Origin of the sequence: Parasphingorhabdus sp. SCSIO 66989 (assembly GCF_032852305.1) — a bacterium.
Classification (GTDB): domain Bacteria; phylum Pseudomonadota; class Alphaproteobacteria; order Sphingomonadales; family Sphingomonadaceae; genus Alterisphingorhabdus; species Alterisphingorhabdus coralli.
In genome coordinates, this window is record NZ_CP136594.1 from 1,470,015 (window position 1) to 1,492,973 (window position 22,959).

The window sequence follows — 22,959 nt, forward strand, 5'->3', positions numbered from 1 at the left end:
CCATGCAGATTGTTGAAAAGACCAATGAGGGCCTGAAGCGCGCCTATAGCATCACCATCACCGCCAAGGACATTGACAAGCGCGTTGACAGCGAAGTCAAAAAGCTGGCGCCGCAGGTGAAAATGCCGGGTTTCCGCCCGGGCAAGGTGCCGCCCAATCTGATCCGCAAAATGCATGGTGAGGCGCTGATGCAGGACGCGCTGAGCAATGCTGTTCGTGAGAGCGTGGATGCTGCGATTGCCGAGAACAAGCTGCGCCCGGCAATCCAGCCTGCGGTCAATCTCAATGAGGATTATGAGCCCGGCAAAGATGCCGAAGTTTCGGTTGAGCTGGAAGTGTTGCCGGAAATCACCGTGCCTGCGCTTGATGATCTGAAACTGGAGCGTCTGGTGGTGGAGCCGGGCGATGCCGCGATTGATGAGTCGCTGTCAAAGCTGGCCGAGAGCCAGAAGCGTTATGATACCGCCGCGAAGACCTATAAGGCCAAAGACGGCGACCAGATCATCATCGATTTTGAAGGCAAGATTGACGGCGTGCCATTTGATGGCGGCAAGGGTGAGGCGATGGCTGTGGTCATCGGTTCAGGTCAGTTGATCCCGGGCTTTGAGGACCAGCTGATTGGCCTGAAAGCCAATGACGAGACGGTTATCAACGTAACCTTCCCGGAAGATTACAATGCCGAGAATCTCAAGGGCAAAGACGCGACCTTCGACATTGTTGTCGGCGAGGTGAAGAAGCCCGGCGAGAGCAAGATTGATGACGAGTTCGCCCAGTCCCTCGGTCTGGAAGACCTGGACAAGCTGCGCGAGCTGATGAAGGGTCAGTTGGAGCAGGAGCTGAACGGCCTGACCCGCACCCATATGAAGCGCAAGCTGCTCGACCAGCTGGCCGAAGCGCATGACTTCGAGGTTCCTGAAACCATGGTTGAAGCCGAGTTTAACCAGATCTGGCAGCAGCTAGAGCAGGAAGCGGCCAAGGAAGAAGACGCTGAAGCAGCCAAGGCCGAGATGGAAAAGGATCGCGACGAATATCGCGACATCGCCGTCCGCCGCGTGCGTCTGGGGCTGTTGCTGTCCGAGATCGGTCAGGTCAATGGCGTCGAGGTCAGTCAGCAGGAAATGCAGATGCTGATGAGCCAGGCGGCGCAGCAATATCGCCCGGAAGACCGCGAAAAGTTCATCCAGTATATCCAGCAGGACCAGATGGCTGCCGCACAGCTGCGCGCGCCGCTTTATGAGGACAAGGTTGTCGACTTCCTGTTCGACAAGGCGGACATTGCCGAGAAGACAGTAACCCGCGAGGAGCTGGAAGCGGCGATCGAAGCGGACGAAGAGGCGGAAGAAGCCAAAGCGGCGGCCAAGAAGAAACCCGCAGCGAAAAAGACTGCGGCGAAGAAACCAGCGGCTAAAAAGGCTCCGGCGAAGAAGCCTGCTGCTGCCAAGACGACGGCTGCGGCGAAAAAGGCACCAGCCAAAAAAGCGCCTGCGAAAAAGCCAGCCGCCAAGACCACGGCTGCAAAAACAACAACGGCTGCGAAAAAGGCTCCGGCCAAGAAACCTGCAGCCCGCAAGGCTCCAGCGAAAAAGCCTGCTGCTAAATCCAGCTAAGGCTAGCCAGTAAGAGCATTAAAAAAGGGGGCTTCGCGGCCCCCTTTTTTATATTCGTCATCCCGGACTTGATCCGGGACCTCAGGCCACATGTTCAGTGCTTGTAGCTCTAGAGTAGATTTCATTCACATTGAATCGTCATTGCGAGGAGCGAAGCGACGCGGCAATCCAGAGCAAGAGCGTGTTGCCCTGGATTGCTTCGCTACGCTCGCAATGACGTGTTTCAGGCTAAGTGAAAAGCAGCTTAGATGCTGAAACGAGTTCAGCATGACGACTTTTGTGGAGGCGCTACTTAAACTTCACTTCCTTCGCGCTCGAAATCACCGTGCCGAGAATACCATATTCCTCGGCTTCCTCGGTCGACATCCAATAGTCGCGGTCGATATCCTTGATCACCCGGTCATAGGGCTGACCCGTTGCATCGGCGATCTTGTGCGCAATACGCTCGCGCATTTTCACGATTTCCTGCGCCTGAATCGCGATATCGGAAGCACGACCACCGGCACCACCAGAGGGCTGGTGGATCAAAAAGCGCGTATTGGGCAGACAGAAGCGGCGCTCCTTTGGCACGGAAAGGAAAATATGCGTGCCGATGCTGGCTACCCAGCCAGTGCCGATCACCGCGACGGGCGAGCTGATAAACGCCACCAGATCGTGGATCGTATCGCCCGATTCGACATGACCGCCGGGCGAATTGATGATCAGCCGGATCGGGTCATTATTGACATGGTCGAGATAGAGCAGTTGCGAGGAAACACGCTCGGCCAGCTTCTGATCAACCCCGCCGAAAATCATCACGGTGCGGGTGTCGAGGAATTTGGTCATCATAGCGCCGGGCAGGCTGGTGTCCTTTTCCTCTTCTTCTTCGGCGCGGAAGTGGGGCGGGGATGACGGCAATTCGGTCATAAAGGAAATGTCCTTGTGCAAAAATGGTTTCCCTTCATCTATGCGTCGCATCGGGCCGGGGCAATAGCTCGTCTAATGAGAATCCTTTTTTTGCACGTCATTGCGAGCGAAGCGAAGCAATCCAGGGCGGCTTGCGCGGCTCTGGATTGCCGCGTCGCTGCGCTCCTCGCAATGACGATTTATTCAGTCTCAAACCAAGGATTTATGCACGCAACGCAATCAGGTCTTGATACCATCGGCGATACACCAGATATAAGCAGCCAAAGACAAAAAGGACCTTCTATGAATCCCTTCGATAATGGCGACTTTATGGACCCGATCCGCGATGCTCTGGTGCCGATGGTTGTCGAGCAGTCCAATCGTGGCGAACGCTCGTTCGACATTTTCTCACGCCTTCTGCGCGAGCGTATCATCTTCGTCACCGGCGGTGTTGAGGACAATATGGCCTCGCTGGTGGTGGCGCAGTTGTTGTTCCTCGAGTCGGAAAACCCGAAGAAGGACATCTTCATGTATATCAACTCGCCCGGCGGCGTGGTGACGGCGGGCATGGCGATTCATGATACCATGCAATATATCCGTCCGCGCGTCGGCACCGTCTGTGTCGGCCAGGCGGCGAGCATGGGCAGCTTCCTGCTGGCAGCGGGTGAGCCGGGCATGCGCGTGGCGCTCTCCAATGCCCGCATCATGGTGCACCAGCCTTCGGGCGGCGCGCGCGGCATGGCCTCGGATATCGAGATTCAAGCGCAGGAAATATTGCGTATTCGCAAGCGGATGAACGATCTGTACGCGCAATATACCGGCAAGCCGCTCAAAGAGATCGAAGAGGCAATGGACCGCGATACTTTCCTTGAGGCGGATGAAGCCAAGGCCTTTGGTATTGTCGATGAGGTCTTCGACAAGCGGCCAAAGCCGGCAGATGATGATAGCTGATCATCATTGCGTTTGGTTCGGTTGCGGAAATGCTATGGCATTTGATCATCTGCGATTAAGATTGTTTTGCTAGGCCTGTGTCTGGCGTGAGGGAACACTTAATCCTGTTGAATTATCCTGACAGTGTTTTACGGTATCCAATGGCGTTCCAGTCTATCGGGACTTTAGGAAGACTATAAATGACCAAATTAAGCGGATCGGACTCCAAGAGTACCTTATATTGCTCCTTCTGCGGCAAGTCGCAGCATGAAGTCCGTAAATTGATTGCCGGCCCGACCGTATTCATCTGTGATGAATGCGTTGAGCTGTGCAACGATATTATCCGCGAAGAAACCAAGGCGGGTGCTGTAGGCCGCAAAGATGGCGGCGTGCCCAGCCCGCAGGAGATCTGCGATACGCTCGACAATTATGTCATTGGTCAGGACCGCGCCAAGCGCGTGCTCTCGGTCGCGGTGCATAACCATTATAAGCGCCTTAACCATGCCGCCAAAGCGGATGATGTGGAACTGGCCAAGTCGAACATCCTGCTGGTCGGCCCCACCGGGTGCGGCAAGACGCTTCTCGCGCAGACTTTGGCGCGCACCTTTGATGTGCCCTTCACCATGGCCGATGCCACTACATTGACCGAGGCGGGCTATGTCGGTGAGGATGTCGAGAATATCATCCTCAAGCTTCTGCAGGCGTCCGACTATAATGTCGAAAAAGCGCAGCGCGGCATTGTCTATATTGACGAGATCGACAAGATCACCCGCAAGGCGGAAAACCCGTCGATCACCCGCGATGTCTCTGGCGAGGGCGTGCAGCAGGCACTGCTCAAGCTGATGGAAGGCACCACCGCCAGCGTTCCGCCCCAGGGTGGCCGCAAGCATCCGCAGCAGGAATTCCTGCAGGTCGACACCACCAACATATTGTTCATCTGTGGAGGTGCTTTTGCCGGTCTGGAAAAGATCATTGCTGATCGCCTCGAAGGCAAGTCCATCGGCTTTGGCGCGCATGTCGCCTCGCCGGACGAGCGCAAGGTTGGCGAGCTTCTGAAAGAAGGCGAGCCGGAAGACCTGCTCAAATTCGGCCTGATCCCGGAATTTGTCGGCCGTCTGCCAGTCATCGCGACTCTGGAAGACCTGGATATCGACGCATTGGTCAAGATTCTGCGTGATCCGAAAAACGCACTGGTCAAGCAATATGCCAAGCTGTTCGATCTGGAGAATATCGCACTGACCTTTACCGAGGATGCGCTCGAAGCGATTGCCAAAAAGGCCATCGAGCGCAAAACCGGCGCGCGTGGGCTGCGCTCCATTGTTGAAGGCATTTTGCTCGACACGATGTTCGACCTGCCAGAGATGGAAAGCGTGGACGAAATTGTTATCGACAAGGATGTCGTCGAAGGCCGCAAGGCGCCGGTGCAGGTGTTCGCCGCCAAGGACAAGGTTGAAGCCGGCGACGCGGCCTGAGCCGCGCATCGGTCGACTAGCCCAACAGCCTTACTGATGCTCGCTTAGTCGCTAGCGCGACTTGGCTTTGCCTTATCAGTTACAGCATAATTGCGCTGTGATGCACTCTAAACCCCGTTATTCGGGGCTGAGATCTGCGCCAGTCCCGATACGTGATATTTATGTCACGCAGCACAGCAAAAACTTGCTGCAGTGCAAAAAAGAGCTCAGTTCAAGTGACAATATTACATCCATATTGCGCTATAAAACTCCTATAATATAGGGTTTTAGCGGCTTTTCACACAACTGGCTTCTGTGTGTCACAATTCATCTCGCAACTGCAATAAAACTGTCATGTAATCGCATCACTTTTGTCTTTTTCCATCCCTAGGAGCGCTCTGACTCAAAGATGAGTGGGTTTCATTGTGCCGGTGCGGTGGGCAGCGGCCAATCATGGGGAAACAACAATGCAATTACGCTATTATCTGGCGGCCAGTGCCGCTTCGCTGTCCTTGGCCTGCGGCCTTGCGACTCCTGCTGCGGCGCAGCAAATTGTGTCGGGTATAGAAGGCTCTGTCACGGATGCTGACGGCAATGCTCTTCCGGGTGCTACCGTTGTTGTCACCGACACACGTACCAATACAGAGCGTACGACCAACGCAGGTAATAATGGTACCTTCCGTATCGGCCAACTCCCTCCAGGCGGCCCCTATACGGTTACCGTCACGGCACCTGGCTATGCGGGTCAGTCAGTTGAAAGCGTTTTTACCAACATCTCGGGTAACACCTCGTTCAACTTTAGGCTAGATGCGGCTGCTGCTGACGTCGTTACTGATGTGATTGTGGTGACCGCTGCACGCGCAGGCGTGACTCAAGTTGCTGTTGGTCCGGGCACCGCATTTGGTACAGACGTGCTGGAAAACTTCCCGTCGGTCACACGTGATATTCGCGACATCATCCGTATCGATCCGCGTGTTAGCCTCGAGCAGAACAACGATGTTGACCGTATCTCCTGCCTTGGCGGTAATGACCGCTCTAACACCTTTACGGTTGACGGGATCGTCCAATCGGACGTTTTTGGCCTTAACGGCACGCCGTTCGCTGCCCGTAACGCGCAGCCCATTCCCTTCGACGTGATCGAACAGACCTCAGTCGAATTTGCTCCGTTCGACGTGGAATATACTGACTTCACTGGCTGTCTCGTCAATGTCGTAACCAAGGCTGGCCAGAACGACTTTCACGGCTCGGCTTTCATCACCTATTTTGACGAAGGCTTGCAGAATGACACTGTGATCGATGCAGAAGGTGATGCGGAAGGTGTCAATGCGGGCCGCGAGCTGCGTTGGGGCGCGACGCTGTCTGGTCCCATCATCAAAGACACTCTGTTTTTCTCGTTTGGCTATGAAGAAGTCGACATTGACGATGGTTTTAACCGTGGTCCGTTTGGTTCAAGCTCTCCAGATCCTGAGGACTTTGTAACCCAGCAACAGTTTGATGAATTCGCACGTATCGCGCGCGATGTTTATGGTCAGGACATCGGTGGCCTGCCGGGCCAGCTTCCTGAAGGAAACACCCGTTATTTCGGACGTCTTGACTGGAATATTGCTCCGGGGCACCGCGCGGAAGCGACATATCAGCGTCTCGAAGAGACAAATGTTGAGTTTGACGGCGGCGGCAATACTTTCACTGGCTTTAATTCGTTCGAGGATGAAGGTACGGTTTCCGACAAATACTCGCTCCGTCTCTATTCGGAATGGAGCGATAGAGTTTCGACAGAACTTCGTATTAGCCGTGCAGAAGTCGGCGATGTCCAGGGACCGGTGGGTTTTGGCGAAGCGCAATCGGCCAACCCGACCCCCCGTCTCGTGGTTGGCTTACCTAATGACGATAATGCGGATATTATTGCCGGCCTGGGTGGAGCAGACAATGGTGGTCTTGCAACTGGTCCAGGTATTTTCCGCTCGGCAAACCAGCTTGACACCAAGATTGACCAGGCACGCTTCATCCTCAACTATGATGCGGGCAACGGTCACTTCCTGAAATTTGGTGCCGAACTCAACGACCTAGAGGTTTTCAACCTGTTTGCCATTAACGCAACTGGTACCTTGTTCTTCAACGGCCTTGACGATTTCGAGCAGGGCCTTCTGGCGCTCGGAGACAGTTCCTCATTCGATGGACCTGAAGATTTGTTCGAACGTGATGATATGGATCAGTTGGTTCGTTCCGATGTTGGTGGCGCCGTTATCCGCACAGGTATTAATGGCGATATCAACAACGCTGCTGCAGAGTTTAGCCGCCGGATTTACTCCTTCTTCGTGCAGGATGATTGGCAAGCTACCGATCAGCTCAGCATTACGGCGGGTATTCGCGCGCAGCTTTATGATGGCGATGCACCGCGTTTTAACCAAACCTATCTGGACCGCTTCGGTATTAACAATGCCGTCTCTTTTAGTCAGATTGATCCCATCTTCCTCCCGCGCCTCTCAGCGACCTATGAGTTCTTCAATGAGGGCTTCTTGTCGAACAGCCGATTGACTGGTGGTGTAGGTATTTTCTCTGGCGGTGATCCGGTTGTGTTCTTCTCCAACGCATTCTCAAATGACGGTTTTGCTTCGGCAGAAGCGAGTACAGGAGATTGCGCGGCTGGCGATCTGAATATCGATCCGGCGACCGGACAAATCTCGGTTCTAAACAACGGACAGTTTACTGGCATGCCGCAATGTGCGGTTGATGCTGCGGCGCAGCTTGCGGAAACGGGACAGGCCGGTGTTCAAACAATCGCGCCTGATCTTGAGATTCCAACGGCACTTCGCGCCAATATCGGTTTCAACACTGATATCGGAACGGATTCGGGTTTCTTCTCGAACTGGAACCTCCAGCTTGATTATATCTACACCCGTTTCAACAATACGCTGAATGTGACTGACCTATCGCAAGCCGTGAACCCTGATCTCGGCAATAACGGATTTACGGTGGATGGCCGTGAAATCCGTCGCGCAGTCAACACGCTGCTGCCTGGTTGTAATGCGACACTCGTAAATACCACGCCGCCAACATATGAAAATCTGACTGCAGCTTGCTTTGACGGATCAAACGGCCGTAATGAGTTTATTCAGCTCAACAATGGCCCGGACCTTGAAAGCCACAATTTCTCGTTCATTTTGAGCAAGCAATTTGACCGTGGTGTGTTTACCGAAGGTGGACGTGTTAATGTCAACTTCGGTTATGCCTTCAGTGATGCCGAGCAAACGAACAATTTCCGTTCCTCGACAGCAACATCCACGATTGACAATTTCCCGGCATTCAATCGTCAGGATCCTGCAGTTTCACAGTCAGGCTTTGAAACGCGGCACAACTTTACGTTTACGGTAAACTGGGCTGAGCAGTTCTTTGATGACTATGATACGCGTTTCGGCTTGTTCTTCCGCGCTTCGGAAGGCCGTCCGTATAGCCTTGTCTTCGACGATGGTCGTCCCTTCTTCGATGATGGCAGCACTCGCGAACAGAATGCTCTGCTCTATGTGCCAACCGGTTTGGATGACCCCAACCTGTCACCGCTTAGCGATCCGGATGCTGTGACTGCGTTGCTTGGTGCGCTGAACAACGGTGATGGCGTAGTAAGTGATCTGAATTGTAACTTCACGCCAGGACAGACAGTACGGCGTAACCAGTGTCGGAACGAATGGTTCTTCGATATGGATATTCGGATTAGTCAGGAAATTCCTGGCCCAGGAAGTCTTTTCGGTGTTGATGACCGGATCGAAGTCTTTGCCGACTTCTTCAACTTCCTGAACCTGATTGACAGCGACTGGAATGCGCGCCGCCAACTTGGTGGTTTCCAGGGTCGTGTCGATCTGGTCGACGGGGCGTTTGATGACGACGGTCGCTATATAATTCGCAACTTCAATCCGGCTGCTGGCCGTGCAGACACCCTTATCAACAACAGCATCTGGCGTATCCAGTTTGGCGCGCGCTACGAATTCTGATCTTTGTAACCGAACCTAGCCAATATAAAAGGCGCGGAAGGGAAACCTTCCGCGCCTTTTCTTATCTCGGTTTCACGGCTATACGTAGCGGTTTATGCAAGCATAGAAAAAGGCGCCGCCCCACAGGGAGCAGCGCCTTTTCTGGAGTATTGCTTTGTTTTGCTAGGGGCTTAACCCGCTGTCAGCGTCGCCATATTGCGTTCGCTGGTGATGCGCAGCATCGCTTTTTGCAGCTTTTCAAAGGCGCGCACCTCAATCTGGCGGACGCGTTCGCGGCTGACATTATAGACCTGGCTGAGCTCTTCCAGCGTCTTGGGATTATCGCTCAGCCGGCGCTCGGTCAGGATGTGCTTTTCCCGGTCATTGAGCGATTCCATCGCCTCGCCCAGCATTTCATGGCGCACATCGGCTTCCTGTGCATCGGCGACGACCTCATCCTGAAGCGGGCCTTCATCGGTGAGCCAGTCCATCCACTGGCCTTCGCCATCTTCGCGCATTGGCACGTTGAGCGAGGCGTCTCCACCCATGGACATGCGGCGGTTCATATTGACCACTTCGGTCTCTGACACGCCCAGCTTGGTGGCAATGGCATCGACATCATCAGGATGCAGATCGCCTTCCTCAAAGGCCTGAAGCTGGTTTTTCATCCGGCGCAGGTTGAAGAACAGCTTCTTCTGCGCTGCAGTGGTGCCCATTTTCACAAGGCTCCAGCTGCGCAGGATATATTCCTGTATCGAAGCCTTGATCCACCACATGGCATAGGTGGCGAGGCGGAAACCGCGATCGGGCTCAAATTTCTTCACGCCTTGCATCAGGCCAATATTGCCTTCCGAAATCAGCTCGGAAACAGGCAGGCCATAGCCGCGATAGCCCATGGCGATTTTCGACACGAGACGCAGATGCGAAGTGACCAATTGCGCCGCCGCTTCGGGGTCTTCATGCTCGGAATAGCGCTTGGCCAGCATATATTCCTGTTCTGCGGTGAGAACCGGGAATTTGCGGATTTCCGATAGATATCGGTTCAGGCTGTTTTCCCCGCCCAGAGCAGGGATGGTTGCAGGTACGTTTGTCATATTCATCCTCTTTTGTCAGGCGCTCGGGCGAACCTCATCAAGCATTCGGCTAAGAGTGCCTACGTTTCGATCAATTATCTATTTAACGGATAATTGCGTCAAAAGTTCCTTAAAATCGGCGGGATATTCGCTCGAAAACTGCGCGGATTTTTGACTTACGGGGTGTATAAAACCCAGCGTTTCCGCGTGCAATGCCTGTCGGGTAAAGTTTATGTTTTTCAGCAGCGTGTTTATCTTTCCGCCAATGCGGCCATAAACAGGATCGCCGAGCAGAGGGTGGCCTTTCGAGGCCATATGCACGCGAATTTGGTGCGTGCGGCCGGTATCAAGCGTGCAGCGGAGCAGCGATGCGCCCTTTAACGGGCGTAAAAGTTCATAATGCGTGACCGCGTGTTTGCCTTTTCCCTCACCGACAATCGCCATTTTCTTGCGGTCATGCGGCGAGCGGCCGATATTGCCGGTGACGGTTCCTTTTGGCGGTATGGGCTGGCCGACAACGATAGCGGCATAGTTGCGGCTGATCGAATGATCGGCAAATTGCTCGGCAAGTGCCTGATGCGCCGCATCGGTTTTCGCGATGACCAACAGCCCTGAGGTATCCTTATCAATCCGGTGGACAATACCCGGCCGCGCTACGCCGCCAATGCCGGAAAGCGAGCCTTTGCAATGGTGCAGCAGCGCATTGACCAATGTGCCGCTTTCATGCCCGGCCGCCGGGTGAACGACCATACCGGCGGGCTTGTCTATGACGATCAGCGCATCATCTTCATGGACAATAGTGAGCGGGATATCTTCGGGTGCAACGTTGAGGGGAGCGGCCTCGGGGATGGTGAGGGCGTAATCCTGCTCGCTGCGGATGACATGCGATACCTGTGTCACCGGTTTGCCCGCCACCAGCAAATGCCCGGCCTGGATTAGCTTTTGAGCGCGTGCGCGTGACAGTTCCGGGTGCAGCAATGGCAGCAACTGGTCAACGCGCTGGCCAAAATGCGCCTCGGTAAATCTTCCGTGATGCTTGGATTGCTCTTGCTCCATCGCTAGGCTCATGGCCGATGGCTGTGGCAATAACAAGCACACTATGCGCCGAGATGGTACGCGCAGCGGAAGAGGCGGCGCCGCTGGAATGTTGTGGGCTGCTGCTGGGGCAGGGCGATACCGTGACCGCCATTCTGCCCGCAGCCAATATCAGCGATACGCCAGACAACGCCTTTCTGATTGATCCGGTAGTGCTGGTACAGGCGCAACGTGCGGCAAGGCAGGGTGGCCCGGATATTCTCGGCCATTATCATTCGCACCCCAATGGTCGGAGCGAACCGTCAGAGCGAGATCAGGCGCAAGCGCTTCCCGATGGCCGGCTATGGGCGATCATTGCGTCGGGTAAGGTGCGGTTCTGGCGCGCGCTACCGGATCAAAGCGGTAAGGGCGGGGCTGTTTTTGTCCCAGAGGAGCGGGTGGCACCATAAGGCCCCTTGCTTCCATCCTCAGAAATGGCCAATGACCGACATAGCGCAATAATATCTCCGTTTCGGACTGGATGTCAGGAAGCCGCTTATGAGTGTTTCGCAAACCCATCTCGCCAGCCTGTTATGCTCGCGCCTTTGCCATGACCTTTTGAGTCCGGTGGGGGCGATGAACAATGGGTTGGAGCTGCTGGCAGAAGAAACCGATCCCGAGATGCGACGCCGCTGCCTCGATCTGTTGAGCGACAGCGCCCGTGCAACGGCGCAAAAGTTGAAATATTACCGCCTCGCCTTTGGTGCGGCAGGCGGATTTGACGATGCGGTTGATGTGACCGAGGCAAAGACGCTGGTGCAGGGGCTGATGGGAGACAAGGCGAGTAATGATCTGCAATGGTCGGTCGATGCGGCCACATTGCCCAAGGCGGCGGTCAAGCTTCTGCTCAATCTGGCATTGATCGGGCAGGAAGCACTGGTGCGCGGCGGGACCCTGGCTGTGGCGGCGGAGGAACGCGCTGGACAGGTTGAAATCGCGGTGAGCGCAACGGGCCCGAAAATTGCCATGGATGCTGCGATCCTCGATATGCTGGCTGGCAAAGGCGGTGACCTTCTGGAGAACCTGACCGCCAGAACCGCCGCTGCCTATCTGGCGCATGCCATTGCCCTTGAAGGCGAAGGGGCTATTCAAGTTGCGGCTTCGGCGGAGCAATTGGTTCTCGGGGCTACTGTCAACGCAGCCGCCTAGAGCGCATCCTGCGGTCTGAAGCGGCTCTCTAATCACTGCGATTTAGCGAAATATTAACCATGGCCTGAGCAAATGGCGCGAAGCCAATTGCCGGACAGGACCATGGACGATCTGCAGCAGGAATTTATCGCGGAGACCCACGAGACGCTGGAAGCGTTGAGCGGCGAGTTGGTGGCTTGGGAAGCCGAGCCCGATCATGGCGAGCATCTCGACTCGATTTTTCGCTTTTTCCATACGGTTAAGGGTAGCGCGGGTTTCCTGTCTTTGCCGCGCTTTGAAAAACTGGCGCATGAAGCAGAGGATGTGCTGGCCCGATTGCGCGAGAGCGAACGGCCGATCACCTCGCAGCTGGTTTCGGCGATCCTGGCACTGGTGGACCATATTGCGGAGCTGACGGCGGCGCTGGAAAGTGGTGCCGGGGTGGATCATGCCCAAGACGGCCTGTTGATTGAAGCGCTGACCAAGGCCTGGGAGGCAACTTTGGAGCTGACTGATGATGCGGCAATGGACAAGGTTGCGAGCGCCTATGGTGCTCCTGCCGATGATCAGAATCGCGATCAACCGACGCTTCCAGAGTCCGGCTCTGACCAGAAGGCGCGTACTGTACGCTTGCCGCTCGCATTGCTCGACCAGATGATGAACAGCGTGTCGGATATGGTGCTGGCGCGCAATGAGGTGGCGCGGCAACTTCGGGAGCTGCAGGGTACTGGCGAACTGGATGCGGCGTTTGAGCGGCTTTCAACCTGTGTCGGTGATCTGCGCGACAGCATCGGCCGGACCCGGATGCAGCGCATGGAGGGCGTGTTCGCGCCATTGCCGCGTATCGTGCGTGATCTGGCCGCTGATCTTGGCAAGAAGGTAGACATCGTCTGCACCGGGCAGGATGTCGAGCTTGACCGTGAGATGATCGAGATGATCCGCGATCCGCTGGTGCACATCATCCGCAATGCGCTCGATCATGGGATTGAAACCCCGAGCGAGCGCGAAAGAGCTGGGAAAGTTGCAACCGGCAAGCTGGAGATCAACGCCTCTCAATCGGGCAATCAAATCTTGATCACCATAGAGGATGACGGTGCCGGTATCGATACCGCCCATCTTGGTGAAAAGGCGGTTGCGGCGCGGATCCATAGCCGTTCGCAAATCCATGCGATGAGCGAGGCGGCGTTGGTCAATCTGATCTTTGCGCCGGGCATCAGCACCGCCGATCAGGTCACGGCCATTTCCGGGCGCGGTGTCGGTATGGATGTGGTGCGCGCCAATATTGAACGCGTCGGTGGCGCGATTGATCTGCATAATTCGCCGGGCAAGGGCCTGAAGATTGTTATCCGGGTGCCACTGACGCTGACAATCATTGCCTGCCTGATACTCCAATGTGGTGGTCACCAATTTGCCCTGCCGCAATCCGCTGTGCGGGAAATCACCTCTGCAGCCAATGACCAGATACGCATCGACCCTATTGGCGATGGCTGTATTGCGGCTCTGCGTGACGACTATCTGCCTGTAGTTAGGCTGGGCGACGTTCTCCATATCGAAGCCTCAGGGGCGCAATCCGGGGCAGGCGATGATCTTGGCAACAAGGTAATCATCGTCATTGATGTTCATGGCGGCGCGCGCTTTGCGCTGATGGTTGACGGCGTCACCGATCATGAAGATCTGGTCATCCGCCCCGGCGCACCTGCATTGATAGCGAGCGGGCTTTATGCCGGGACAACACTGCCCGACAATGGCCGTCCGATGCTGCTCATTGATCCTGCTGGTGTGGCGAGGAGTGCAGGCATAGAGGCCTTGACCAAGCCTATAAAGGCTCCAATTGCTGAAGCAACTGAGCAGTCTGAACAGCGCAACGCCGTTGAGACGCCCATATCACTGCTCGTCTTCCATGATTGCGAGCAACGCAAACGTGCGCTGGTGCTTGACTGTATTGAGCGGGTTGAGGATTTTCCGGTTGATGCGCTGGCCTTTTCTGCCGGCCAATTGCGTCTCACAAGGGGCGACAGGACCTATCCCGTCTTGGGCATTGACCGGCCGCCCGAGGGGCAACAGATCAAGCTCTTGCAGCTCACTGATGGCAGCGCAACACTGTTCTACGCCATCGGTGACATTGCCGATATCCATCATACCACCAAAGAAGCGTTGTCGGCTGGCGCTCTGCCGCAAGATAGCCAAAATCCGGTTTCGGCCATCAGTATCGCGGGCGGTGCACAAGTCGAAGTCTTGGATAGCCACTGGCTGTTCAGCGAAGTCAGCGATTATGCCATGCCAATCAATGAGGGTGCACGACCGCTTTGCTTGCTGGCCGATGCGGATGATGGCTGGTCGCGGCGCATGCTTGAACCCTTGCTTACAAGCGCAGGCTATGCGGTCAGCTATGATGCGCAGGCGGCAGATAGGGCCGATGTCATCATCAGCAATGTTGGCGGCCCGGCCTTTGGTGATGCGCGCAATGTCATTCACCTGCGCCAGAACCCGGAAGCCGAACCGGGCCGTGACAGCATCTATCGCTATGATCGGGTCGGTCTGATCGGTGCGCTACAGGCAAAACGCCAGGAGAGACGACATGGCTAGCCTCTATCTTCTGGCACGTCTTGCCGGGCGTGATATTGCCATTCCGGCCGAGCATGTCGAGAGCGTGGTTCGGGTAAGTCATGTGGTGCCGGTTCCAGCGGTATCGCCGCATATCAGCGGTCTGTTCGCATTACGCAGCCGCGTGCTGACCTTGGTGGATTGCCATTGGCTTGTTGAGGGCAGAAAGCGGCAGATCGAGTCTGAACAGCTTGCCATTGTCGTCACCATTGATGGGCATCTTTACGGCCTGTTGGTGGATGCCGTGCAGGATATTATTGCTATTGAGGACAAACCCTTGCCGGTTACCGGCAATATTGGCTCTGGTTGGGACGCCATCGGAAATCAAATGGTCTCTATTGCTGACACCCAGCTGACGCTGGTGCTGGATGCGGCCAGAGTGGTCAACCCGGCGCTCGCCAATGCTGCGTAACCGAACAGTCTGATTTGTTAAGGCGATCCTTACACTTGTTGATTATCGCTGAGTGAAAATCGCTTGGTCGCAGCAACAAGGAACCCGTTATGAAAAACTGTCTGGTGGTCGATGACAGCAAGGTCATCCGCAAGGTTGCGCGGCACATATTGGAAACGCTCGACTATCAGGTTGCAGAAGCCGAAGATGGCCAGGTTGCGCTTGATCACTGTCAAAAGACCATGCCCGATGTGATCCTGCTCGACTGGAACATGCCAGTCATGTCTGGCATGGATTTCCTCCGCGCGCTGCGCCGTTCTGAAGGTGGAGACGTGCCGAAAGTTGTATTCTGCACCACCGAAAATGGCCGCAGCCATATTGAGGCGGCTTTGGGGGCGGGGGCCGACGAATATGTGATGAAGCCCTTTGACCGGGAAACACTTGAGTCCAAACTGCAACTGGCAAGTTACGCCGGTTAGGGCGAACAGCGTGAAGCACCAACCGATTGAAGCGCGGGCGGGGCAGGGCAATGGTGCGCCTGACCAGGGCTGTTCGCCAGCTACGCCAATCCGGGTGATGCTGGTTGATGACAGCATGGTGGTGCGTTCCATTGTTGAGCGGCTGGTATCTGCGCACCCGCAATTTGAGGTGGTGGCCTCGCTTTCCGGAGCGCAGTTGGCGCTGGAGGTTTTGAAAACACAATCGGTGGATATCATCATTCTCGATATCGAGATGCCCTGCGGCAATGGTCTGGATGCCATGCCAGAGATGTTGGCCCTGTCCGATGCACGGATATTGGTGTTGTCGTCAATTGCTGAACCCGGTGGCGAGGCGGCTGTTCGCGCGCTTGGCATGGGGGCCTGTGATACTTTGGCCAAGCCGGGCCGCAGCAGTTTTGCCGGTCAATTTGGTGATATTTTGCTGGACAAGCTGACGGCACTTGGTCGCTCACATGCGGGCGAAGCGGTGCTGGCCAAACCTCTGGTTACGCGCGCGCATTGCGATGGCGTTTCCTCACCGGAATGTATCGCCATTGGCTCGTCCACCGGTGGCATCCCGGCCATGCTGGAGTTTGTGCAGGCGCTGGATGACAATATTCGTGCACCGATCTTCTTAACCCAGCATTTGCCGGGTGCATTTTTGCCATATCTTGTGCGCCAGCTTGCGGAAAAGACCGACCGCAAGGTGCAGCTAGCAGAAACGGGAGAGCGGGTCGCACCCAAAACCATCTACATAGCACCCGGTCACGGGCATATCATGTTGGTGCCGGCAGGAGAGGGGAGGTGCATTGCCGTCGATACCGCTGGCGGCGAGCGCTATGTGCCGGCCGTTGACCCGATGCTGGATGCCGTTGCCGAGCATTATGGTGATAGAGCGGTGGCTATCATATTGAGCGGAATGGGACGCGATGGCTTTTTAGGCGCAAAAAAAGTCGCCGATGCCGGTGGCCGCGTTTATGCGCAAGACCCGGCAACCAGCACTGTTTGGGGTATGCCGGGTGCAGTGGCACGCGAAGGCATAGCCTCGGCGATACTGCCCCCGGCACAGATTGCCGCTGATATAGCCCGCAGCTACCGCGCCGACTGGCCAGAAGGCGCGCGTCATGATTGACAGGCTCCATGGTGTTGAACCGCATCCGATTGCGCGGATTCTGGCGGCGCTGCTCGAAGCGCGCACCGGGCAGATCATGGCCCCCAATCGCTTCTGGCGTATCGAAACCTCGCTAAAGCCGGTCTTGCGCCACCATAACATTCCTGATCTTGATGCGCTCGCCGCCGTGATCAGCAAAGTTGAATGTGAGCCATTGGTACAGGATGTGGTTGAAGCGATGCTCAACAATGAAAGCAGCTTCTTCCGAGATGCCGCGCTGTTTGTTACCCTGCAAAGAGAGGTCATTGACCATATTGCCAAACAGAAGGCAAAAACGCGCCACCTGCGTATCTGGTCTGCCGGTTGTGCGACAGGGCAGGAGCCCTATTCGCTGGCGATGCTGTTCGCCGAGGAACCCGAGCGATGGCATGGCTGGACGATCGAGATCGTGGCGAGCGACATCTCGCAAAGCGCGATAGGGAAGGCCGAGAGCGGTGTTTACAGCCAGTTCGAGATACAACGCGGGCTCTCGGCCCAACGGATGCTGCGCCATTTTCAGCAAACGGGCAGCGATTGGGAATTGCGGCCAGATATCCGCGAGCGTGTAGCCTTTTCGCGATCCAATCTTTTGAAGCATGCGCCGCATCGCGCACCTTTCGATCTGCTTCTTTGTCGCAATGTGCTGATGTATTTCTCACCCGAAGCACGTCATCGCGCCTATGCCCGGTTGGCATCGAGCATCAGCGATGACGGGGTGCTGGTATTGGGCGCAGCCGAGACGGTTATTGGTCATGACACGCAATTTCGCGTCAGCGCGCGGTTTCGCGGTTGCTATCGTCGCTTGCCCAGGGAAAAGCGCGATCATAATCAGCCGCTTGCCATGCTGGGCTGATCACCATAGAGCATAGGCTTGTTTTGTTTACCAGGGTAGCCGACTGCAGTGACCAGTCTGAAAGCAATAGACACGCCATCGCCCAATTTCGATGAGCGCACGCTGCCGATCTCGATGATTGTGCTGCACTATACCGGTATGGAAGATGGTCCGTCAGCGATTAACTGGCTGGCCAATCCAGAGTCCAAGGTTTCCTCGCACTATGTTGTGGAAGAAGATGGTCAGCTAATAGCTATGGTTGATGAGGACAACCGTGCCTGGCATGCGGGCAGGGCGTTATGGCGTGGCATCACCAATGTGAACAGCGCCAGTATCGGCATTGAGATCGTCAATCCCGGTCATGAATTTGGCTATCGCCCATTCCCCGAAGCGCAGATGCAGACGGTGACCGAGCTGGTCGCCGATATTGTGCGGCGGCATCATATCAAGCCGATCAATGTCGTCGGCCATAGCGATGTCGCGCCCGAGCGTAAGGAAGATCCCGGCGAACTGTTCGATTGGGACCGGCTGGCGCGATTGAAACTGGCGGTGGCCAAGCCCGGCGCTCGGCTGGTCGATCCCTATTGGAGTGACGGCGCGTTTCTGTTGGCGCTTGAGCGGTTTGGCTATTCCATTTCAGACGGTCCGGCAGCCGTGCGCGCCTTTCAACGGCGGTTCCGGCAGGATAGTGTTGACGGCGTGATCGACGGCGAATGCCGCGCCCTGCTGTTTGCGCTTCTGATTGAGGAGTATTGAGGACGGGAATATGCGAACGGCATTCTATGCGCGTTCTGCCGCGTGCTCGGCTATCCACGCATTGATCCGCTGCTTTCTTTCAGCTGTCGCTGTTTCCGCCGCACCGGCAACAATGTCAGTGAGCGGAACCGACGCCAATATCTGCCGATAGCCCTGTTCCGCTTTTTGAAAAGCCGCCGCGATTTCGCAGGGGCGGGGGCATTCGGCTGGCGATGCGCCGCAAGGGCCATTGCGGCGGACTTCTGTGCAGCGGAAGCTGGGTGCGGTGCCTTCCAAAGCGGCGGTGATATCCCATAATGATATGGCACCCGGCTCTTTGGCCAGCCGATATCCGCCCGCCGCGCCCCTTTGCGCCTTGACTATCCCCGCCCGGCTCAGCGCCTGGAGCTGCTTGGCGAGATAGGGTTGCGGCACGTCAAGAAAATCGGCCAGCGCCTCTCCGGGCAGCGCTGCGTCCGGAGGCAGCAGCGCAAGGATGGCACAGACATGGGCGCCCCATTCGACGCCCTTGCCAATCTTCACTGCGCCGCTCCCAGAGCTTCCAGTGTCGCTCTGATCTCGTCCACGCGCGCTTTGTTGACGCCCATATCCGAATGGCCGACGCGGGATGCGGAGCGGATGTGCACTGCATCGCCGTCCAGTCGGAACTCAACATCATCCACAAAGCGGAAGATGCTCTCGGTGAACTCTGCCGCAACATAGCTGTCATTCTGCTCGGTAATGGTTCCGCCCATATCGGTGATCGCGGTTGGCAGTTTCTCCCAACTGCCCATTGGCAGCGTATCGACCGCTTTTTCCTGCGCTGTGCCCTGTTCACTGGAAACGCAATTTGGCGAGTCGGGACAGGGGGAAAGTTGTCCGGCAACCAGCCCCGGTGCATCGCCATCCTGCGACGCATGTCCCAGATAAAAGAACCCTGCCACACCGACCAAAACCAGCGCGACAAGCACATAAAAACCATATTTCAGGATCGCCATATCTTTCCTCTTTCCATTTTCCCTAATTACGGATATAAAATATCCATAATATGTTTCCCGGTAAAGCCCTTTGGTTCGCAACACAGGAAAAAACCATGCTGACAGAAGATCGTCTCCCGCGTCATAACAGCCTCACCATATGTGCACGCCTGCTTTTCACGTCGCTGTTCTTTCTGTCAGGCATAACGCATTTTACCAACATTCCCTATTATGTCTCGCTTATGCCTGATTGGGCGCCGTTTCCGGTTTTCTGGATCCTGATCTCGGGTGTCGTCGAACTTGCTGGCGCGGCTATGATCCTGTTTAACTGGAGGCCAAGGCTGGGTGGCTGGCTGCTTATCCTGTTTCTGCTGCCAGTGACGATTGTGGTGCATGGCTCGGAGATGGTCACCGCGACCGACGAGGTTATCCGCGCGTTGCAGCAGGCGCATTTCTTCAAAGGCTTTGCGCTTATTGGTGCCGCGCTTTTGATCACGCAATTGGGCGTTAGTCAGAGGTCGGCTCAGCCAGTAACCTAAAGCCCGAACGGTCAAGAAAGCTCAGGGCAAGACCGCGCTTTTCGCCGGGTCGCCGGAGCGGAATATCAGTGTGTTGACGTCGGTGCCTGCGCCCAGATTGACCCGGTTTTCCTGCCGCGACCATATGTCCGAGAGAATTTGCGAGCGCACCAGCAGCTCCGTGCCGGGGCCGGGCGAGGGAGCCTCTTGCAACACAATCAGATTACCGCCTTCAATCTCTGTGCCCAATAGCGTGAGGGCAATCACTTCGCCTTTGGCGCTGATCGAAAAATTCTCGCCGACATAATTCGCAAAGGCGCGGCGACTTTCTATGTCCGTCACCACATCGGGCGCTCTGATTCCTTGTGCTTTCAATGCATGTTCCGCGTCGTGCAGCGGCACGCGATGCACCACCTCAAGCATCTCCGTACGCGGATTATGCGATACCGTTGAAATGGTAATCTTCTGCTTATGCGCGACCGCGGGCACAGCCAGCAGCAGCGCAGAAAGGACAATAAGAAATCGCGTCATTTTTTCGAGCTCTTTTTCGATCCCTGCGCCTCGCCCATCAGGTCACGGCCGGTGCGCGATTTGGGATCGGGCGACTTGAAGGCTTCCACCCGGCTTGGGATGATCCGGCGCGGATAGTGGTTGTTTTCAATATTCGCGTCTGCCGTTTCCCAATTGGGATCGACAACGACCTGCGACAGCTCCTTCCCTTTGGGGAAGACCAGCAGCTTCTTGACGCGCCGCGAATTGCGCCGCCAGATTTCTGCCGGGATCATCATCTTCTCGGTGCTGCCATCATCAAAGGTCAGGCCTAGAATGATCGGCATCACCAGCCCGCCTTTGTTGGAAAAGCTCAGCACATAATAATTGGCATCTTCCTCGACCGCGCGGTCAAAGGCGGTGCGCATCCACTCTTCGTCGAGCGATTCCAGAAACTCGGTATAGCTTTTGCGATCCTTGGGGGTGACGGTGAACTGGTCATTATCGTCATAGAAATCGGTCACGCCGGGATTTTCCAGCACCCAGATCGGCAGGCGCTGTTCGCGGTTCTGGCGGACGCCGACTTTCTCCGGCTCGTCCGCCAACTCCTGACGACGGCGCGGCAGGTCGATATCCGGGTCTTCGGTGTCGATGCGCAGCTTGTGGATGGTATCGAGCGAAATATCGACATGATCGGTGGTGTAGAACCAGCCGCGCCAGAACCAGTCGAGATCAGTGCCCGAGGCTTCTTCCATGGTGCGGAAGAAATCGGCGGGCGTAGGTCGCTTATGTTTCCAGCGGCGGGCATATTCGCGCAGCGCAAAATCAAACCGCTCGCGCCCGATGATCGTGTCGCGCAATATGTGATAGGCAGCCGATGGCTTGCCATAGGCATTGGGGCCAAGGTTCAGCACGCTGTCCGATTGAGTCATGATCGGCACCTGCTGGCTTGAGGTCATATAAGGGATCAGGTCGCGCGCAATGCTGCGGCCCCAGGGCATGTCCGGGTCCCATTCATAGCCGGCGACGGAATCGAGGAAGGAGTTCAAGCCTTCATCCATCCATGTCCATTGCCGCTCGTCCGAATTGACCGTCATCGGGAAATAGATATGGCCAATCTCGTGGATCACCACGCCGACCAGAAAGACCTTTTCTGACAGCGAATAGGTGCGGGTACCGTCCTTGTTCAACGTCGTGCGCGGGCCGTTAAAGGTGATCATCGGATATTCCATGCCGCCAACCGGGCCATTCACCGATTGCGCCGTGGGATAGGGATAATCAAAGCTGAAACGCGAATAGACCTTCATCGTATGGACCACGGCGGCGGTCGAATATTTGCGCCATAGCTCGCCACCTTCTTTGGGCCAGAAGGACATCGCCATCACGGTTTCATTCTCCGCGCCGGGCTGTTGATGGCCCTGTGCGTCCCACATGAATTTGCGGCTCGAGGCCCAGGCAAAATCGCGGACATTCTCGGCAGAGAAACGCCATGTCTTGGTGCCGGATGGGCCGGTGCGTTCATTGGCGGCGGCTTCCTGCGGCGTGACGATAAACATCGGTTCGTCAGCGCTGCGGGCAGCTGCAAGCCGCTGGCGCTGGGTAGCGGTTAGAACCTCTTCGGGATTGCTCAACATACCGGTCGATGCGACGATATGATCGTCAGGGACGGTCATCGTCACATCATAATTGCCAAATTCCAGGGTAAACTCGCCGCGGCCAAGAAACTCCTTATTGTGCCAGCCTTCATAGTCGGAATAGGCGACCAGACGCGGGAACCATTGGGCGAGCAGGAAGATATCATTGCCGCCGGGGCGCGGATCATCGGGGAAATGCTCATAGCCTGAACGGGCCGAAACCGCATTTTCCTCAACGATATTATACGCCCATTCAATCTCGAACTCGACGCTTTGTTCAGGCGCGAGCACAGTCGGCAGGTCAATGCGCATCAGCGTGCCGACAATGGTGTGATCGAGCGCGGTTCCATCGAGCAGGCGCACGGCACCAATATCATAGCCGAAATCATTATCGGCCATGGATTGCTGGCGGCGCAGTTCGCCGATGGAGAGCTTTGCAGGCTTGTCGCCGCTGGCTGCCGAAACGCTGGGGCCGCGGCGACCGGGGCCGCCAAAAGTGTTGGTCAACTCCGCCATGGAATCCTTGCGGAAAATATTCTGGTCGAGCTGCATCCAGATCCAGGGCAGGGCATCGGGAGAGTTGTTGGTGTAACGAATGGTCGCTCTTGCGGTCAGGCGGCGCTTCTTCTCATCCAGCTCGGCGGTGATGCGATAATCGGCCTGTTGCTGCCAATATTCATGGCCCGGAGCACCCGAAGCATTGCGATAGACATTGGGGTCGGGAAGAACCTCGTCAAGCTGACGAAACTTGTCCTCAAAGCTGCCCTTGGTCTGTTCAATCCCCTGCGCCAGCGCGGGCGTGGCGATGATCAATGCGGCGATAAAGGCGATAAACCTCAAAATGCTCTCCCAATGTCAGCAGAAAGTTTGGTGCGAATGTGATTTTGTATCTTGGCCGCATTGCTTAGTCGGATTTGCTGCCAATCGCAAATGCTCTGAAGCGTGCATTATCAGTGCGGTGTCGTCCGGTGATACACGGCTTATACAATTGTCACGAGATATGGTTGTGTGTTCGGATGCAATCGTTATACGCTCTG

The 22,959-nt window shown here is 56.0% G+C and carries 20 protein-coding genes; 13 read left to right on the plus strand and 7 right to left on the minus strand.

Translation table 11 applies throughout. From position 1 onward, the window contains the following. Positions 1 to 2: 2 nt before the first annotated feature. A complete protein-coding gene (gene tig, locus RB602_RS06960) occupies positions 3 to 1,607 on the plus strand; it encodes a trigger factor (protein ID WP_317084151.1) in 1,605 nt (534 codons plus the stop codon). Positions 1,608 to 1,895: 288 nt separating this feature from the next. Here the strand turns inward: tig and RB602_RS06965 are convergent, their stop codons facing one another. After that, on the minus strand, positions 1,896 to 2,513 hold the full coding sequence (locus RB602_RS06965) for an ATP-dependent Clp protease proteolytic subunit (RefSeq protein WP_317084153.1): 618 nt from the start codon (positions 2,511 to 2,513) through the stop codon (positions 1,896 to 1,898). 282 nt (positions 2,514 to 2,795) lie between these two features. On the opposite strand from RB602_RS06965, the gene RB602_RS06970 reads away from it, so the two are divergent. From RB602_RS06970 to RB602_RS06980, 3 genes are all read left to right on the plus strand, one after another. Then, positions 2,796 to 3,443: an ATP-dependent Clp protease proteolytic subunit gene (locus RB602_RS06970; protein ID WP_317084155.1), complete on the plus strand. Its 648-nt coding sequence runs from the start codon at positions 2,796 to 2,798 to the stop codon at positions 3,441 to 3,443. 179 nt (positions 3,444 to 3,622) lie between these two features. Beyond that, entirely contained in the window at positions 3,623 to 4,894 is a 1,272-nt protein-coding gene (gene clpX / locus RB602_RS06975) for an ATP-dependent Clp protease ATP-binding subunit ClpX (protein ID WP_317084156.1), read from the plus strand. Positions 4,895 to 5,340: 446 nt separating this feature from the next. Beyond that, positions 5,341 to 8,859 carry a TonB-dependent receptor gene (locus RB602_RS06980; RefSeq protein ID WP_317084158.1) on the plus strand — a complete coding sequence of 1,173 codons (3,519 nt, stop codon included), beginning with the start codon at positions 5,341 to 5,343 and terminating at the stop codon, positions 8,857 to 8,859. Positions 8,860 to 9,029: 170 nt separating this feature from the next. Here RB602_RS06980 and rpoH read toward each other — a convergent pair whose 3' ends face one another. Both rpoH and RB602_RS06990 read right to left on the minus strand, forming a co-directional pair. Next, a complete protein-coding gene (gene rpoH / locus RB602_RS06985; protein WP_317084160.1) occupies positions 9,030 to 9,938 on the minus strand; it encodes an RNA polymerase sigma factor RpoH in 909 nt (302 codons plus the stop codon). A 72-nt stretch (positions 9,939 to 10,010) separates the two neighbouring features. Continuing rightward, positions 10,011 to 10,979, minus strand: a complete 969-nt coding sequence (locus tag RB602_RS06990) for an RluA family pseudouridine synthase (protein WP_317084162.1) — start codon at positions 10,977 to 10,979, stop codon at positions 10,011 to 10,013. A gap of 5 nt (positions 10,980 to 10,984) precedes the next feature. On the opposite strand from RB602_RS06990, the gene RB602_RS06995 reads away from it, so the two are divergent. The 8 genes from RB602_RS06995 to RB602_RS07030 all read left to right on the plus strand — a co-directional run bounded on the left by RB602_RS06995 (position 10,985) and on the right by RB602_RS07030 (position 18,325). Beyond that, complete coding sequence (locus RB602_RS06995; protein ID WP_317084164.1) at positions 10,985 to 11,395, plus strand: M67 family metallopeptidase; 411 nt, start codon at positions 10,985 to 10,987, stop codon at positions 11,393 to 11,395. A gap of 88 nt (positions 11,396 to 11,483) precedes the next feature. Then, positions 11,484 to 12,134, plus strand: coding sequence for a histidine phosphotransferase family protein (locus tag RB602_RS07000; RefSeq protein WP_317084166.1), 651 nt, complete (start codon positions 11,484 to 11,486; stop codon positions 12,132 to 12,134). 72 nt (positions 12,135 to 12,206) lie between these two features. Beyond that, positions 12,207 to 14,699 (plus strand): chemotaxis protein CheA, encoded by a 2,493-nt coding sequence (locus tag RB602_RS07005; RefSeq protein WP_317084168.1) that lies wholly within the window; start codon positions 12,207 to 12,209, stop codon positions 14,697 to 14,699. Further along, entirely contained in the window at positions 14,692 to 15,129 is a 438-nt protein-coding gene (locus RB602_RS07010) for a chemotaxis protein CheW (protein WP_317084170.1), read from the plus strand. The genes RB602_RS07005 and RB602_RS07010 overlap by 8 nt, the downstream gene beginning before the upstream one ends. Before the next feature lie 89 nt (positions 15,130 to 15,218). Further along, on the plus strand, positions 15,219 to 15,587 hold the full coding sequence (locus tag RB602_RS07015; protein ID WP_317084172.1) for a response regulator: 369 nt from the start codon (positions 15,219 to 15,221) through the stop codon (positions 15,585 to 15,587). 10 nt (positions 15,588 to 15,597) lie between these two features. Next, on the plus strand, positions 15,598 to 16,719 hold the full coding sequence (locus tag RB602_RS07020) for a chemotaxis protein CheB (protein ID WP_317084173.1): 1,122 nt from the start codon (positions 15,598 to 15,600) through the stop codon (positions 16,717 to 16,719). Beyond that, complete coding sequence (locus RB602_RS07025; protein ID WP_317084175.1) at positions 16,712 to 17,590, plus strand: CheR family methyltransferase; 879 nt, start codon at positions 16,712 to 16,714, stop codon at positions 17,588 to 17,590. The genes RB602_RS07020 and RB602_RS07025 overlap by 8 nt, the downstream gene beginning before the upstream one ends. A gap of 114 nt (positions 17,591 to 17,704) precedes the next feature. Further along, a complete protein-coding gene (locus RB602_RS07030; RefSeq protein WP_406568411.1) occupies positions 17,705 to 18,325 on the plus strand; it encodes an N-acetylmuramoyl-L-alanine amidase in 621 nt (206 codons plus the stop codon). Between the two features lie 24 nt (positions 18,326 to 18,349). Here RB602_RS07030 and RB602_RS07035 read toward each other — a convergent pair whose 3' ends face one another. Both RB602_RS07035 and RB602_RS07040 read right to left on the minus strand, forming a co-directional pair. Further along, on the minus strand, positions 18,350 to 18,847 hold the full coding sequence (locus tag RB602_RS07035) for an Rrf2 family transcriptional regulator (RefSeq protein WP_317084179.1): 498 nt from the start codon (positions 18,845 to 18,847) through the stop codon (positions 18,350 to 18,352). Continuing rightward, positions 18,844 to 19,302: a DUF1499 domain-containing protein gene (locus tag RB602_RS07040; RefSeq protein WP_317084181.1), complete on the minus strand. Its 459-nt coding sequence runs from the start codon at positions 19,300 to 19,302 to the stop codon at positions 18,844 to 18,846. The genes RB602_RS07035 and RB602_RS07040 overlap by 4 nt, the downstream gene beginning before the upstream one ends. 95 nt (positions 19,303 to 19,397) lie before the next feature. Here RB602_RS07040 and RB602_RS07045 point away from each other — a divergent pair, with 95 nt between their 5' ends. Continuing rightward, complete coding sequence (locus tag RB602_RS07045) at positions 19,398 to 19,820, plus strand: DoxX family protein (protein ID WP_317084183.1); 423 nt, start codon at positions 19,398 to 19,400, stop codon at positions 19,818 to 19,820. 21 nt (positions 19,821 to 19,841) lie between these two features. Here RB602_RS07045 and RB602_RS07050 read toward each other — a convergent pair whose 3' ends face one another. Further along, positions 19,842 to 20,330: a DUF6702 family protein gene (locus RB602_RS07050; RefSeq protein WP_317084184.1), complete on the minus strand. Its 489-nt coding sequence runs from the start codon at positions 20,328 to 20,330 to the stop codon at positions 19,842 to 19,844. Beyond that, complete coding sequence (locus RB602_RS07055; RefSeq protein ID WP_317084185.1) at positions 20,327 to 22,762, minus strand: M1 family metallopeptidase; 2,436 nt, start codon at positions 22,760 to 22,762, stop codon at positions 20,327 to 20,329. The genes RB602_RS07050 and RB602_RS07055 overlap by 4 nt, the downstream gene beginning before the upstream one ends. Between the last annotated feature and the right edge of the window lie 197 nt (positions 22,763 to 22,959).

Bases quoted from the DNA above. Each gene is read 5' to 3' on its own strand.
- tig (WP_317084151.1), top strand. From the start codon at position 3: ATGCAGATTGTTGAAAAGACCAATGAGGGCCTGAAGCGCGCCTATAGC.
- RB602_RS06965 (WP_317084153.1), bottom strand. From the start codon at position 2,513: ATGACCGAATTGCCGTCATCCCCGCCCCACTTCCGCGCCGAAGAAGAA.
- RB602_RS06970 (WP_317084155.1), top strand. From the start codon at position 2,796: ATGAATCCCTTCGATAATGGCGACTTTATGGACCCGATCCGCGATGCT.
- clpX (WP_317084156.1), top strand. From the start codon at position 3,623: ATGACCAAATTAAGCGGATCGGACTCCAAGAGTACCTTATATTGCTCC.
- RB602_RS06980 (WP_317084158.1), top strand. From the start codon at position 5,341: ATGCAATTACGCTATTATCTGGCGGCCAGTGCCGCTTCGCTGTCCTTG.
- rpoH (WP_317084160.1), bottom strand. From the start codon at position 9,938: ATGAATATGACAAACGTACCTGCAACCATCCCTGCTCTGGGCGGGGAA.
- RB602_RS06990 (WP_317084162.1), bottom strand. From the start codon at position 10,979: ATGAGCCTAGCGATGGAGCAAGAGCAATCCAAGCATCACGGAAGATTT.
- RB602_RS06995 (WP_317084164.1), top strand. From the start codon at position 10,985: ATGGCTGTGGCAATAACAAGCACACTATGCGCCGAGATGGTACGCGCA.
- RB602_RS07000 (WP_317084166.1), top strand. From the start codon at position 11,484: ATGAGTGTTTCGCAAACCCATCTCGCCAGCCTGTTATGCTCGCGCCTT.
- RB602_RS07005 (WP_317084168.1), top strand. From the start codon at position 12,207: ATGGCGCGAAGCCAATTGCCGGACAGGACCATGGACGATCTGCAGCAG.
- RB602_RS07010 (WP_317084170.1), top strand. From the start codon at position 14,692: ATGGCTAGCCTCTATCTTCTGGCACGTCTTGCCGGGCGTGATATTGCC.
- RB602_RS07015 (WP_317084172.1), top strand. From the start codon at position 15,219: ATGAAAAACTGTCTGGTGGTCGATGACAGCAAGGTCATCCGCAAGGTT.
- RB602_RS07025 (WP_317084175.1), top strand. From the start codon at position 16,712: ATGATTGACAGGCTCCATGGTGTTGAACCGCATCCGATTGCGCGGATT.
- RB602_RS07030 (WP_406568411.1), top strand. From the start codon at position 17,705: ATGATTGTGCTGCACTATACCGGTATGGAAGATGGTCCGTCAGCGATT.
- RB602_RS07040 (WP_317084181.1), bottom strand. From the start codon at position 19,302: ATGGCGATCCTGAAATATGGTTTTTATGTGCTTGTCGCGCTGGTTTTG.
- RB602_RS07045 (WP_317084183.1), top strand. From the start codon at position 19,398: ATGCTGACAGAAGATCGTCTCCCGCGTCATAACAGCCTCACCATATGT.
- RB602_RS07050 (WP_317084184.1), bottom strand. From the start codon at position 20,330: ATGACGCGATTTCTTATTGTCCTTTCTGCGCTGCTGCTGGCTGTGCCC.